Here is a 13467-nt window from a genome sequence, read left to right as displayed (position 1 = left end):
TCGGTTTCCTGCCCACAGCGTAGCCGGGCGCGCACGGGTTGCGGCGACACGGGAGGATCGTTACGTGGAACTGACTCTGCTCGGCACCGGAGCGCCCCTCGGACTCCCCCGTCCCGACTGCCCCTGCGCGGTGTGCGCGCTGTCGCGGGGGAAACAGGCGCGGGCGGCGACGTCGCTGCTCGTGGACGGGGCGCTGCTGCTCGATCTGACGCCGGGGGCCGCGCTGGCCGCCGCGCGTTCGGGGCATTCGCTGGTCGGCGTACGTCAGGTCCTGCTGACGCATCCGCACGACGGTCCGGCCCTGGAGGTGCCGGCGGGGCTGCCGGCGGCGGGCCGGGTGCCGGACGGGCGGGAGCTGACGCTGATCAGCGGGCACCGGGTGCGGGCGGTGCCGATGGACTCGCCGGGCACCGGGTACGAGGTGACGTCGGCGGACGGCGAGCGGCTGCTCTACCTGCCGCCGGGCGGCGCCCCGGCCGGGCTGACGGACGATCACCGGCGCCCGTACGACATGGTGGTGGCGGACGTGACGGGCCGTCCGGACGGGCTGGCCCGGCTGCGGTCGACCGGCGCGGTCGGCCCGGGCACGGACGTGGTCGCGGTGCACCTGGACCACGACGCGCCGACCGGCGCCGAGCTGGACCGGCGGCTCGCGGCGGCGGGCGCGCGGGCGGTGCCGGACGGCACGACGCTGTACGTCGGCGAGTACCACGCCGTGCCCGAGGTGCCGCGCCGCACGCTGGTCACCGGCGGCGCCCGGTCGGGCAAGTCGGTGGAGGCCGAGCGGCGCCTGGAGACCTTCCCCGAGGTCGTGTACGTGGCGACCGGCGGCACCCGCGAGGGCGACCCGGAGTGGGCGCACCGGGTGGGCCTGCACCGGGACCGGCGGCCGGGCTCCTGGCGTACGGAGGAGACGACCGATCTCGTCCCGCTGCTCGCGGCCGAGGGCCCGCCGCTGCTGGTCGACTGTCTGTCGCTGTGGCTGACGGACGCCATGGACCGGGTCGGCGCCTGGGACGACGCGACCTGGGCGGACACCGGGCGGGACGCGCTGGCCGAGCGGGTCGCGGAGCTGGTGGCGGCGGTGCGGGCGACCCGGCGCACGCTCGTCGCGGTGACGAACGAGGTCGGGTCGGGCGTGGTCCCGGCGACGGCGTCGGGGCGGCGCTTCCGGGACGAGCTGGGGCGGCTCAACGCGGCCTTCGGCGACGAGTGCGAGCAGGTGCTCCTGGTGGTCGCGGGACAGGCCCTGGTGCTCAGGGGCTAGCGGTAGGGTTCGAACGATCGACCACCCATGCGTGTGCCCCACGACCGATTGACGTCACTAGGCGGAAGCAACCTTGAACCTCGACGACTTCTCCGATCTGATCGAGCGCCCCGACGGGGGGATCCGGCGCGACGCCGAGGAGCGCCGGGAGCGGCTCTCGTTGCGTCCCGGCGCGCTCGGGCGGCTCGACGAGCTGGGCGAGTGGCTGGCGGCGGCCCAGGGCCGGGTGCCGGTGCGGCCGGTGGAGCAGCCGAAGGTGGTGCTGTTCGCGGGCGACCACGGGGTGGCCTCGCTGGACGTGTCGGGGCGGGTCGCGGGCAGCGCGTACGAGCTGGTGCGTGCCGTGCTCGACGGCGCGAGCCCGGTCGCGGTGCTGGCCCGGGCGCAGGGCGTGCCGGTGCGGGTGGTGGACGCGGGTCTGGACTGCGATCCGGAGCTGCTGCCGGCCGAGGTGACCCGGCGCCGGGTGCGGCGCGGTACGGGCCGGATCGACCTGGAGGACGCGCAGAGCGCGGCGGAGGCGCTGGCGGCCCTGGAGCTGGGCATCGCGATCGCCGACGAGGAGGCCGACTCGGGCACCGATCTCGTGGTGCTCGGCGATCTGAGCGTGGGCGGTACGACGCCGGCGTCGACGCTGATCGCGGCGCTGTGCGGGACGGACGCCTCGGTGGTGACCGGCCGCGGCGGGGCCGGGATCGACGACCTGGCCTGGATGCGCAAGTGCGCCGCGATCCGTGACTCGCTGCGCCGGGCCCGCCCGGTCCTCGGCGACCAGCTGGAGCTGCTGGCGGCGGTCGGCGGGCCGGACCTGGCGGCGATGACGGGCTTCCTGCTCCAGGCGTCGGTGCGCCGGATGCCGGTGATCCTGGACGGCGTCGTGGGCGCGGCCTGCGCGCTGGTGGCGCAGCGGGCGGCGTTCCGGGCGCCTGACTGGTGGCTGGCGGGACAGGTGAGCGGCGAGCCGGCCCAGGCGAAGGCGCTGGACCGGATGGCGCTCAACCCCCTGCTCGACCACGGCGTCACTGTGGGCGAGGGAACCGGCGCGCTGCTCGCGCTCCCCCTGGTCCGCGCGGCGGCGGCCCTGGCGGCGGAGCTGCCGGAGGCCTCCGCTCCGGCGGAGCCCGCGGCGGCCGGCTCGGGGACGAACGACTAGGGCTCGATCTCGACGGGGTCGGGGTCCGGGTCGCTCCGCAGGCGTGCGCCGCCCGATCCCGGCCCCCGGCCCGGACAGGCGGAGTGTCGCCCCATATCATCGCGTTTCATGGGAGAAGTCCGTTTGTCCACTGCCGGAGCACCTCAGAGCACGGTCCGATCGCGGCGCAGCGCCGCCTTCGCCGTCTGGTATCTGCGGGCCGTCACCTTCGTCAATTTCCTGAGCGCCGTCTGGGTCTCGCTGGGCAACGACCTGCGCCGGCACAACGAGGACAACTTCTTCACCCCGTACATGCTGACCGCCGGCTTCGCGTCCGGCGTGTTCACGCTGTTCCTGGCGGTCACCATGCGCCGCCGCAAGCGCGCCGCGTGGATCCTCAACGTCGTGCTGAGCGGGCTGTTCCTGCTGCTCTTCGCCCTGGTGATGATCTTCCCGGAGATCCGGCAGCACGCCCAGAACTGGGTGTCGCTGGCGCTGACGGCCGCGTTCTTCGCGTCACTGCTGCTCGGCCGCAAGGAGTTCTACGCCAAGGGTGACCGCTCCAACCCGCTCGCGGCCGCGGTGGTCGCGGTCGGCGGGCTGCTCGTCACCTCGCTGCTCGCCGCGCTCCTGGTCACCGTCACCAACACGGCCACCGGCACCTCGACCTTCCTGGAGCGCTGGAAGTACGGCGTGCTGCGGCTGATCACGCTGGCCTCGGACGACAAGGCGTACGCGACGATCAACACGCCCGGCTGGGTCGACGTCGTCATCAACGTGATGTCGACGCTGCTGCTGTTCGCGGTGCTGTTCGCCGCCTTCCGCGCCCGGCGGGCCGTCGACGCGATCACCGAGGAGGACGAGGACCGGCTGCGGGCGCTGCTGGAGAAGCAGGGCGACCGCGACTCGCTGGGCTACTTCGCGCTGCGCCGCGAGAAGAGCGTCATCTGGTCCCCGAGCGAGAAGGCGGCGATCGCCTACCGGGTGGTCGGCGGCGTCTCCCTCGCCTCCGGCGACCCGATCGGCGACCCGGAGGCGTGGCCCGGCGCGATCGAGCCGTGGCTGGCCCAGGCGCGCGAGCACGGCTGGATCCCGGCGGTGATGGGCGCGAGCGAGGAGGCCGGCCAGATCTACGCCCGGCACGGGCTCGACGCGCTGGAGCTGGGCGACGAGGCGATCGTGGAGACCGACGAGTTCACGCTCGACGGGCGGGCCATGCGGACGGTCCGGCAGGCGTTCAACCGGGTCAAGCGGGCCGGCTACACGGTGCGGATCCGGCGCCACGAGGACATCCCGGCGGACGAGATGGCCGCGCTGCTCACCAAGGCGGACGACTGGCGGGACGGCGAGACCGAGCGCGGCTTCTCGATGGCGCTCGGCCGGCTCGGCGATCCGAAGGACGGCCGCTGCGTGATGCTGGAGTGCTCCGACGAGCAGGGCGAGCTACGGGCGCTGCTGTCGTTCGTGCCGTGGGGCCCGAAGGGCCTGTCCCTGGATCTGATGCGCCGGGACCGGGAGTCCGAGAACGGTCTGATGGAATTCATGGTCATCGAACTCCTGCAGCGCGCCAAGGAGATCGGAATCACTCAGGTCTCGCTCAACTTCGCGATGTTCCGATCCGTCTTCGAACGTGGCTCGAAGCTCGGTGCGGGACCGGTGCTGCGCATGTGGCGTTCACTGCTCAGTTTCTTCTCCCGCTGGTGGCAGATCGAGTCGCTGTACCGCGCCAACGCCAAGTACCGACCGATCTGGGAGCCCCGATTCATGCTCTTCGAGAAGAGCGCCGACCTGCTGCGCATCGGCCTCGCCGCGGGCCGTGCCGAGGGCTTCCTGGAGGCCCCGGGGCTGCCCAAGTGGCTGCACCGCAAGCATCTGGAGGGCAGACGTTGAACCTCTCGTCCGTGAGAGCGTTCGCGCGCCGTGAGTGGGTCCCGCTCGTCGGGACCGTACGGACGACGCTCGCGTTACGGAGGTGGCGCGCGATCCCGATGACGATCGGCGCCGTCTTCCTCATTTCCTTCTTCCAAATCGTGCAGAACCAGGACTGGGGCTATCAGACGGTCCACGACATCGGCTTCGTGCGGGCCGAGGACCCGGTCTGGCTGGCGCTGCTGCGCACCCCGCTCTCCCTCTTCGTCCCGGCGCTCGACCTGCCGGTGTGGGGCGCGCTCGGGCAGGTCCTGCTGGTGTTCGGGATCGCCGAGATCTGCCTGGGCCGGTGGCGGACCCTGCTCGTCGCCTACACGGCGACGCTGGCCGGCACGCTGTACGCCCGCGTCGGCCTTGCCCTCGGACCCGACAACCCGCTGGGGCTGCCCGCCTCCGACGCCCGGATCGTGGACACCGGCCCCTCGGCGGCGGTGGTGGGCCTCGCGGTGTACGTGTGCTGGCGCCACCGGGCCCGCTGGACCCGGACGGCCGTGATCGTGGCGATGGTCGTCGAGGTCCTGGTCAAGAACAACCTGGCGGGCAAGGAGCACATCGTCGCCATCACCGCCGTCCTCCTGGTGGTCGCCTTCCAGGAGTGGCGGGACGCGCGGCGCGGCCCGCTGGCTCAGCTCGACGACGTGGAGCCGCCGCGGCCGGGCACGCGCTCCTGGAAGCCGCCGATCAAGTCCTGAAACCTGCGCCGCACCCGGGTCCAGCGCTTGTCGTGCCGGTAGGCGCGGATCCGGGAGCGGGCGCGGGCCCGGTGGCGGCGGGAGTAGAACCTGCGGGCCCACCAGGAGCCCGGGCGGGCCAGCCGGACGGCGCCGATGATCGCGATGAACGGCACGAAGGTGCCGAAGACGGCCAGCCGGATCTTCCCCTTCACCAGGGTCATCAGGACGAAGAGGAAGTTGACGGCGAGGGTCAGGATGAAGGTCGTGCGGTCCTGGCGCTCCTGCGCCGACATGTCGTTGACGCCGAGCGGCGAGAAGCCGGTGAGCACGAGCAGCACCAGGGTGGCGGTGAGGACGACGGCCTCGACGCTCTTGCGGCCGGCGTCCGTCCAGTAGACGTCGTCGAGGTGCAGGATCAGCGCGAACTCGTCGAGGACGAGCCCGGCGCCCACCCCGAAGACCACCGCGAAGCCGGCGGCCCCCACCCCGTGCCGGCCGCTGGCGACCGCGCCGAAGCCGCCGAGCACGCTGAGCACGACGCCCGGCACCACGTGGTGGATGTGCAGCCCGCCCGAGGAGACGTTGCGGAAGGGGCCCTTGCCGGCCCGGATGAGCCGGGTGATGGTGCGGGTGACCAGGAAGGTCACCACGAAGGCGGTCAGGGCGAGGAACAGCGGGAGTTTCCCGGGTTCGACGATGTTGCGCGAGAACCAGTGACCCATGCCACCCTCTGCCGATCGGTCAGTTTTCTGCCGTTTTGTTGCCGTTGCCGCCAATCTAGCGGCGATGCCGGGGCACTACCCTTCCGCGGATGGACGGCCTGCGATTCGCCTTCGGCACCCTCACCGTGCTCCCCGCCCGCATCACCCGCTGGGACCGTGACGCGGCCCGCGCCGGGATGCTCTGCGCCCCGCTCGCGGGCCTCATCGTAGGCATGTGCGCGGCCGCGGCCGGTGGCGTGGCCCTGTTCCTCGGCGCGGGCCCGCTGCTCGCCGCCGTCCTCACCGCCGCCGTGCCCGCCCTGCTCACCCGCGGCCTCCACCTCGACGGCCTCGCCGACACCGCCGACGGCCTCGGCAGCGGCAAGCCGGCGGAGGACGCCCTGCGGATCATGAAGCAGTCCGACATCGGCCCGTTCGGCGTCATCACCCTGCTCTTCGTCCTGCTCGCCCAGGTCGCCGCGCTCTCCCGGCTGTACGCCGAGGGCTGGGCGTACGGCACGGTCGCCGCCGTCCTCTCCGCCACCGTCGCCCGCCTCGCCCTCACCCTCGCCTCCCGCGAAGGCGTCCCGGCGGCCCGCCCCGAGGGCCTCGGCGCGATCGTCGCCGCCACGGTCCCGGTCCGGTCCGCCGCCCTGACGACCGGTCTGGTCGTCGTGGTGTGCGCGCTGGCCGGCGCCCTGTTCTCCCCGTACGAAGCCCTCCGCCACGCCCTGGCGGCCCTCGCCGCGCTCGGCGTGTCGGAGCTGCTGCTGCGCCGCTGCGTGCGCCGCTTCGGCGGGGTGACGGGCGACGTGTTCGGCGCGGTGGCGGAGACGGCGGCGACGGTGGCCGTGGTGGCGCTGACGCTGGGCTAGGGCCTGCCCGGCGGATCAGGGTCGGACAGGAACCAGGGCCTCAGCAGGGCCGGCGCCAGGCGTCGAGCTCGTACCGCTTGCGCATCGAGCCGAAGCCCAGCCTCCGCGCCTGCGGGCAGAACGCGGCCGGCTCCAGCTCGTACTCGACGTGGAAGACCGCCTTGCCCGCCTTCACGAACGGGGCGAGCGCCTCGCACTCCTCGTACTGGGCGCACTGCTCGTTGACCGCGAAGTCGAAGTCGGGGAGGAGGTCGGGGATCTGGTCGAGGTCGTTCTTGAGGGCGACGGCGAGGCCGCGGTCGTGGGCGAGGCGGGCGACGAGCCGGTTGTAGCGGAGCTGGTCGGCGGCAGTGAGGGGGAAGCCGGTGTCGTTCCGGTAGCCGTCCATGTTGTCGGGCTCGACCGCGTCGAAGCCCTTGGCCCGGCACAGGTCGAGGCGGGCCGCCATGAGCGGGGCGAGGAGGTCGGTGCGGCGGATGTCCAGCCAGCGCTCGCCGGGCCAGCCGTTGCCCTTGCCGAGGACGGACCGGGGGAACCTCGCCGCGTCGGGGCGGAAGTCCTCCCAGGAGCCGGTGGAGACGTAGCAGATCACCTTGCGGCCGGCGCGGTGCAGCGCGGCGACGGTGGTGGCCGGATGGTCGAAGCCGTCGATGTCGTAGACGGGGACGTCCACGGACGGGTCGAGGCGGCCGCTGAGCTGCCACTGCCAGGCGAGGCCGGGCCGGGGCTGCCAGCGCTCGGCGGGGGCCGGGTCGTCGGGGGACGGCGGGGCGGCGGTGCAGGCCGTGAGCAGCAGGAGCAGCAGGGCGAGCAGGGGCAGCGGGCGTCGGGTCACCGTACGGGCTCCAGGGTGTGCGGCAGCGTGCCCCACGGATGCGCGCCCGTGCCCGGGACCGCGCAGTGGACCGGGGTCGCCGGGGGCGGGGCGTCGGCGGGGACCGCGTAGACGAGGTGGCAGTAGTGGTCGGCGACGGGCAGGTCGAGGGCCCGGTAGGCGTCCCAGGGGCCCTCGAAGGTGACGAGGAGGTCGGCGAGTTCCTCGTAGCCGGGGGCCGGGTGGGCGCCGTGGTTGAGGACCAGGGTCGCGGCGCCCGCTGCCCGCGCGGCCACGGTGAGTCGGCGGTAGTGCGGCAGCGCGGCCGGTTCCGTCGGCACCTGGTCGAGGAACGCGCCGTCGGCGCCGTACCAGTCGCGGTGCCGTACGAGGTCGGCGACGACCTCGGCGTGCGGGCGGCGGCCGTAGTCGGTGTCCGCGTAGCCGAGGACCCGCGCCCCGGCGGCCCGCAGCCGCGCGGCGACCTCGGCGAACGCCGGGTCGGGGGCGCGGCCCGCCCCGCTCGCCGGGTTGAGGACGACGCCGTAGAGGACGGGCGCGGCCGCGACGACGGCGGCCCACTCGTCGGGCCGGTCGGCGGGGTGCTCGTAGAACGGCACCAGGATCAGGGATCGCGGTGGTTCCGGGTTTCTCACAGTCCGGTCCCCTAGGAGCGGTGGGCGGTCGGTCGGACCAGCAGGACACAGGTCAGCACGCACAGCACGGCCGCCGCCAGACCCGCAGCGGCCGCCCCGGCCGCCGGGGCCAGTGCCCGCGCGACGGCGGCCAGCAGGCACACCACCGCCGCGCTCGACACCGCGCCGAAGGCCTGGAGCAGCAGCCCCAGCCACAGCACCGCGCCGACGAGCAGCAGCGCGCCGGTCCGCCCCGCGGACGCGGCGGCGGCGCCGGGCCACAGCGCCCCCGCGGTGACCGTGAGGGCGAGCAGCAGCACGAGATAGCCGCCGAGGCAGCGGACCAGCATGCCGGTGACCGCCCGGCGGAACTCCCGCGCGGTGGTCAGCAGCCGCAGCCGGGTCAGGCTGGCGCCCCGGAAGCGGTGCAGCAGCCACTCGGCCGGCCCCATGGAGAGGCTGAGCGCGATGACGGCGTCGGCGCCGACACCGAGCACGAGCAGCCCGCTGCCGAGGCCGAACAGTCCGTACGGGAGCGAGGCCGCGAACGGCGGCCCGCCCCGCGCCCGCCGGCCGTGGCCCGCGCCCGTCACGGCGCGGCCCCCGGCGCCCGCGCCCCGCGGTCCCGGGCGCGGCGCGGGGGAACCCCGGCGCCCGGCGGGCCGGCCGGGGCCCCGGCCCAGGACGGACCAGCCCCCGCCCCCGTCACGCCGGCCGAGGCCCCTGCGCAGTGCGGAGGAGCCCCCACCCCCGTCACGCCGGCCGGACCCCCGGCCCAGGACGGACACGCCCCCACCTCGCGCACGCCCGAGCCTCCTGCGCAGGACGGAGAAACCCCCGCCCCCGTCCCGGCCGGACCCCCGGCCCAGTGCGGCCGCGGCGAAGGTGGTCGTCGTGGCGAGCGAGCAGAGCAGCAGGGCGGCCCGCAGGGGTTGCGGGAGGTCGTGGCGGAAGGCGGGGACGGCGCCGGCGAGGGGCAGCAGGGCGGCGAGCAGGGCGCGTTCGCGGCCGAGGACGAGGAGTACGGTCGCCGCCGCCAGGTACACCGCCTGCCCGGCCCCGAACAGCGCGGCCGCCCCCTCCCCCGGCGCGGCCGCCGCCACCGCGACGGCCGCGCCGGCGAGCGCCCCGGCCGGCGCGCCGGTGAGCAGCGCCCGTACGGCGGCCGGCCGGTCGCCGAGCCCGAGCCAGCCGTAGGCGCGGTGCGCGAGCGCCTGGTTCCACACCCAGCCGGTGACCGCCCCCGCGAACAGCGGCACGCTCCCCGGCGGCAGCCCGTACCGTCCCGGCCCGGTGGCCAGGATCGGCGCGCCGAGCACGTACGCGAGCCCGGGCAGCGCGAACACCAGGCCGCGCAGCAGACACCCGGCGAGCCCGGTGTGCCAGGGCCCGGCGGCCGGTGCCTCGGGGTCGGGGTGGCGGCGCTCGGTGCGGGCGTAGAGGTCCTCGGCGAGGGCGAAGGAGTCGGCGCGGCCGTAGGTGAGCCGGATGTGGTCGTCCGTCATGCCGTCCGACTCGAGGATCGCGGCTATCTCGTCGGGGTGCACGGCGACGGCGGCGAGCGCGTCGAGGCGGGCGGCGAGGGCGTCGAGCGGGTCGGGCGGGAGCGCGGAGTCGGTGCGCTGGCGCGGGATCGCCGGGAGGGCGTCGCCGGTGGTGGGCTGCTTCAGCCAGAGGGAGCCGCTCATACCCAGGCGCCTCCGGCCGGTTCGGTGCGCCAGGGGTCCGTCAGGCGGACCGTCCAGTCGGCCGGTTCCGCCACCGGGCCGGGCCGGCGGCCGGCGAGTTCGAGGTAGATGCGGCGGAATCCGTCGACGGAGCGGTGCAGGGTGAAGCGGTCGACGACGCGCTGCCGGGCGCGGCGGGCGAGGTCGGCGCGGCGCGTGTCGTCGCGCAGCAGCTCGGTGACGGCGGCGGCCATGACGGCGGGTTCGCGGGGCGGGACGACGAGGCCGGTGTCGCCGACGGCCTCGCGGACGCCGCCGACGTCGGTGGAGACGGTGGCGCGGCCGCAGGACATGGCTTCGATGAGGGAGAAGGGGAAGCCCTCGCTGATGGAGGAGAGCATGACGACGTTGCCGGAGGCGTAGGCGCCGGCGACGTCGGAGGTGCGGCCCTCGAAGGTGACGCCGTCGGTGACGCCGAGTTCGGCGGCGAGTTTCTCCAGGCGGGTGCGGTAGTCCTCGTTGCCGGCCGGGACGGGGCCGAAGAGGCGGAGCCTGAGCTCGGGGAGTTCGGCGCGGCAGATGGCGTAGGCCCGGATGAGCGTCTCCAGGTCCTTGATGGGGTCGACGCGGCCCACCCAGCTGAGGGTGGGGGCGGCGGGCTCGGGGCCGGCCCAGGGGAAGGCGGCCGGGTCGACGCCGTTGTAGACGGTGCGGATGCGGTCGGCGGGCGCGCCGCCGCGTTCCTCCCAGCGCCGGTTGTACCGGTTGCAGGGGGTGATGAGGTCGGCCTTGCGGTAGCCGAGGGTGTTGAGCTCGCGGTAGAAGCCGAGGAGCAGGGCCTTGACGGGGAAGCGCTGGGCCTCGGTGCGGTAGCCGAGGTAGCGCTCGCGCAGGTAGATGCCGTGTTCGGTGAGCAGGAAGGGCGTCCCTTCGAAGTGCTGGGCGGCGAGCGCCGGCAGGGTGGCGAGTCCGCTGGAGACGGCGTGCGCGACGCGGCCCTCGGGTATCCGGGCGGCGAGCGGGCGCAGCGCGTGTTCGAGCAGGTCGGTGGCGGTGAGGGCGTCGTGGACGGTGGGCCGGGCGGCGGCCGTCGGCAGGTGCGGCATGGTCCAGATCCACATCAGGGAGCGCAGGACGCGCTCGGAGCGCAGGGCTGTGGTGAGCCGGCCCTCGCGGGCGAGTCCGGCGAGGACGTGGAGGCTGTCGCCGAAGTCGCAGCCCGCCGCCGGGTCGAGGATCGCGAGGAGCAGCCGCTCCCAGGCGTCGAGGAAGCGGCGGGCGGCGCGGCCGCGCGGGGCGCACCGGGCCCGCTCGGGGGCGGCGCCCCAGAGCGGGAAGGAGGTGTGGGCGGTGAGGTTGGGCGGCAGGTCCCAGGTGACGGGTTCGCGGCCGCTTCCGGTGAGGGCGAGGACGTGGAAGTCGACCTCGGGCATGCCGCGGACGAGTTGGTCGCACCAGGTGCTGACGCCGCCGTGGACGTGCGGGTAGGTGCCTTCGGTGAGCATGGTGACGTGACGGCCGCTGCTCGGCATGTGCGTGTCCCCCCGGACGGCGGGCTGGTCAGGTCGTCGGGAGCTTGAGCGTGATGCCGCTCTGGAGCAGTTCGGGCGTGGTCCAGGCGGACCGGGTGCCGGCGTACGGGGTGCCGAACGCGGCGGTGCCGAGCAGGAGTTGCCTGCGGGTGCCCTCGGGTGCGGTGACGGGGACGGCGACGCCGGCGGGGGCCTTGACGGTGACGGTGTCGCCGATGCGGTAGGCGGTGACCTGGCCGGCGGCGAGCGCCTGCGCCCAGTCGGCGCGGCGGCTCAGCTCGGTCCCGGCGTCCTTCTGACGGAGGTTCACCAGCGGGGTGTTGTCGGCGTAGAGGGCCCGGTAGTCGGCGAGGACCTGGTCGAGGACGGGGTAGAGCAGGCGTTCCTCGGCGAGGTTGGACTGGTGGACGTAGTGCGGGCGCGGGTCGTTGCCGAGGACGTGGGCGAGGGCGGTGCGGGCCTCGCGGGGCGCGATGTACGCGGCGTAGCCGGTGGCCGGGTCGAGCGGGGCGGGCAGGCAGGTGGAGGCCGGGTCGTTCTCGCAGAGGCCGCTGCCGCCGTCGGCGCGGGAGGTGTAGATCCAGTTGTACTCGTCGGTCATCTCGGCGGCGGTGCCGGCGTTGTAGTAGACGTTCATGGGGTGGCGGGGCACGGTGCGGGCGGCGCCGGTGCCGGTGCCGACGGAACGCTGGCGCGGCTCGCGGGAGTTGTCGCTCGCGGTCCACTTCACGCCGTTGTCGGCGAGGGCACCGGCGAGGTTGGGGTTGTCGGCGGGCTGCTGCGGCAGGGTCTTCAGGCCGGAGTGCTCGCCGGTGACGAGCTCGCCGCGGTCGACGGGGACGCCCTTGCCGTAGGCCCAGTCGAGGTTGTCGCGGATCTGCGCGGAGATCTCGGACCGGCTGGTCCACCTCACCGCGCCGGAGGCGTCCTTGGCGCAGCTCCAGGGGACGGTGGTGGTGTCCTGGACGCAGCCGAGGAAGGCGTGGGTGTAGGTGTGGTTGATCCAGCGGTACTGCGCCCGGTCGGCGAGCAGCCGGGCGGCGAGCGGGTCGCTGCCGCCGTGCTCGGTCTTCCACTGCTCGCCCTGGCCGCCGTTGTAGACCAGGTCGAGGAGGAAGCCGGAGGACTTCTGCCAGGCGGCGGCGTACGCGGCGTCGGCGGCGGTCATCCGGATGGGATTCTCCTCGGCGCCGTCGCCGCCGGGGCAGTCGTTGTCGCCGGGCGTGCAGTCGCGGACCGTGTCCCACCGGGCGTCGGGGGCGAGGACGTCGTCGACGTGGACGGAGAGGTAGTCGCGGCTCTGGCCGAGGTGGACGCCCTGGGTGAGCCAGTCGACGATGCCGCGGGCGAGCACCCGGAACTGCCGCTGGTACGGGTTGGAGGCGAAGGTGACGACGAGTTCGCGCCGTCCGTCGTGGGCGTACTCGCCGATCAGGCTCATCCGGCCGCCGTCGGCGGCGGGCATGTCGAGGTAGCTGGTGTAGCCGGCCCGGGGGCGGCCCGCGTAGCCGTAACTCTCGGAGACTCCGGGGTCGTTGTCGTCGAAGGTGACGGTTCCGCGCAGGTCCCGGAAGGGCCCGGCGTGGCCGGCCGGGGTGACGTAGGCGCGGGCGCCGTCGAGGACGCCTGACCAGCCGCCGTCGGTCGTGTAGTCGAGGCCGACGCCGGGGTGGGCCCAGGTGGAGGCGTCGACCTGCGGAATGCCGAAGCCCCGCTCGTACGCGGCGAGGGCGGCCTGCTCGGCGGAGTCGGGGCCGAAGGCGGCCTCGTGCGGCAGGACGACGCCCTGGTACTTCGCGCGCGGCCGGCCGTCGACGGTGTCGCCGAGGAAGGCCGCGGTGAGCACGGGCCGGTTCGGATCGTTCAGGTCGATGCGGCGGTACGGGACGCCGGAGCCGGCCAGCTCGGCGGTGATCGCCTCGACCGCGCCGCCGCCGTCGTCGACGACGAGCACGGTCAGGTCGACGCGCGGGGCGGCCGGGGCCGCGCCCGCCTGAGCCGAGGGGACGACCGTGGCGAGCAGTGCGGCGGCGGCGAGCGCCGCGAGCCGGGAGGCCCCGCGGGCGGACGGGCGGGCTCCGCGCGCGGCGGGGCGGGCGGCTCCGGGCGTGCGGGAGCGGCTGGAATCCATCGGTGGGTGTCCCCCCTCGGCAGGCCCGCCGGACCGGCGTGACCTGTGGAGATGTCGCTGTGGATGGCACGGTCGACGGCGCGGCGGAGTGGACGCCGGGCCGGCGCGGT

Annotated in this window: 11 protein-coding genes; 5 read left to right on the top strand and 6 right to left on the bottom strand. The window is 74.8% G+C overall.

Going from position 1 to position 13467, the window contains the following annotated elements:
- The first annotated feature begins 64 nt into the window (after nucleotides 1–64).
- The 4 genes from ACFYU9_RS10165 (at nucleotide 65) to ACFYU9_RS10150 (ending at nucleotide 5020) form a co-directional block, all read left to right on the top strand.
- Nucleotides 65–1267, top strand: a complete 1203-nt coding sequence (locus ACFYU9_RS10165; protein WP_389205410.1) for a bifunctional adenosylcobinamide kinase/adenosylcobinamide-phosphate guanylyltransferase — start codon at nucleotides 65–67, stop codon at nucleotides 1265–1267.
- A 73-nt stretch (nucleotides 1268–1340) separates the two neighbouring features.
- Nucleotides 1341–2420 carry a nicotinate-nucleotide--dimethylbenzimidazole phosphoribosyltransferase gene (gene cobT / locus ACFYU9_RS10160; RefSeq protein ID WP_389344074.1) on the top strand — a complete coding sequence of 360 codons (1080 nt, stop codon included), beginning with the start codon at nucleotides 1341–1343 and terminating at the stop codon, nucleotides 2418–2420.
- Between the two features lie 108 nt (nucleotides 2421–2528).
- Nucleotides 2529–4289: a phosphatidylglycerol lysyltransferase domain-containing protein gene (locus tag ACFYU9_RS10155; RefSeq protein WP_389344073.1), complete on the top strand. Its 1761-nt coding sequence runs from the start codon at nucleotides 2529–2531 to the stop codon at nucleotides 4287–4289.
- Between the two features lie 11 nt (nucleotides 4290–4300).
- Nucleotides 4301–5020, top strand: a complete 720-nt coding sequence (locus ACFYU9_RS10150; protein ID WP_389344071.1) for a hypothetical protein — start codon at nucleotides 4301–4303, stop codon at nucleotides 5018–5020.
- Here the strand turns inward: ACFYU9_RS10150 and ACFYU9_RS10145 are convergent.
- Entirely contained in the window at nucleotides 4954–5724 is a 771-nt protein-coding gene (locus ACFYU9_RS10145) for a hypothetical protein (protein ID WP_389344069.1), read from the bottom strand. The two genes, ACFYU9_RS10150 and ACFYU9_RS10145, sit on opposite strands and share 67 nt — an antisense overlap.
- A gap of 89 nt (nucleotides 5725–5813) precedes the next feature.
- Here ACFYU9_RS10145 and ACFYU9_RS10140 point away from each other — a divergent pair, with 89 nt between their 5' ends.
- Nucleotides 5814–6578 carry an adenosylcobinamide-GDP ribazoletransferase gene (locus ACFYU9_RS10140; RefSeq protein WP_389344067.1) on the top strand — a complete coding sequence of 255 codons (765 nt, stop codon included), beginning with the start codon at nucleotides 5814–5816 and terminating at the stop codon, nucleotides 6576–6578.
- Between the two features lie 40 nt (nucleotides 6579–6618).
- On the opposite strand, the gene ACFYU9_RS10135 is transcribed toward ACFYU9_RS10140, so the two are convergent.
- Genes ACFYU9_RS10135 through ACFYU9_RS10115 form a run of 5 tightly spaced genes read right to left on the bottom strand, consistent with a single transcriptional unit; the run spans nucleotide 6619 to nucleotide 13357 of the window.
- A complete protein-coding gene (locus ACFYU9_RS10135) occupies nucleotides 6619–7413 on the bottom strand; it encodes an endo alpha-1,4 polygalactosaminidase (RefSeq protein ID WP_389205424.1) in 795 nt (264 codons plus the stop codon).
- Nucleotides 7410–8021, bottom strand: coding sequence for a spherulation-specific family 4 protein (locus ACFYU9_RS10130; protein ID WP_389206701.1), 612 nt, complete (start codon nucleotides 8019–8021; stop codon nucleotides 7410–7412). The genes ACFYU9_RS10135 and ACFYU9_RS10130 overlap by 4 nt, the downstream gene beginning before the upstream one ends.
- Before the next feature lie 38 nt (nucleotides 8022–8059).
- Nucleotides 8060–9715 carry a hypothetical protein gene (locus ACFYU9_RS10125; RefSeq protein WP_389344065.1) on the bottom strand — a complete coding sequence of 552 codons (1656 nt, stop codon included), beginning with the start codon at nucleotides 9713–9715 and terminating at the stop codon, nucleotides 8060–8062.
- Nucleotides 9712–11226: a GT4 family glycosyltransferase PelF gene (gene pelF, locus ACFYU9_RS10120; RefSeq protein ID WP_389344063.1), complete on the bottom strand. Its 1515-nt coding sequence runs from the start codon at nucleotides 11224–11226 to the stop codon at nucleotides 9712–9714. Before pelF ends, ACFYU9_RS10125 begins: the two co-directional genes overlap by 4 nt.
- Nucleotides 11227–11254: 28 nt before the next feature.
- Nucleotides 11255–13357, bottom strand: coding sequence for a hypothetical protein (locus tag ACFYU9_RS10115; RefSeq protein ID WP_389344061.1), 2103 nt, complete (start codon nucleotides 13355–13357; stop codon nucleotides 11255–11257).
- Nucleotides 13358–13467 lie beyond the last annotated feature (110 nt).

The sequence above is a fragment of the Streptomyces sp. NPDC004327 genome (assembly GCF_042873935.1).
Classification (GTDB): domain Bacteria; phylum Actinomycetota; class Actinomycetes; order Streptomycetales; family Streptomycetaceae; genus Streptomyces.
The sequence above is the reverse complement of the archived record's forward strand: the minus strand, read 5'-3'. Positions and strand labels throughout refer to the sequence as shown.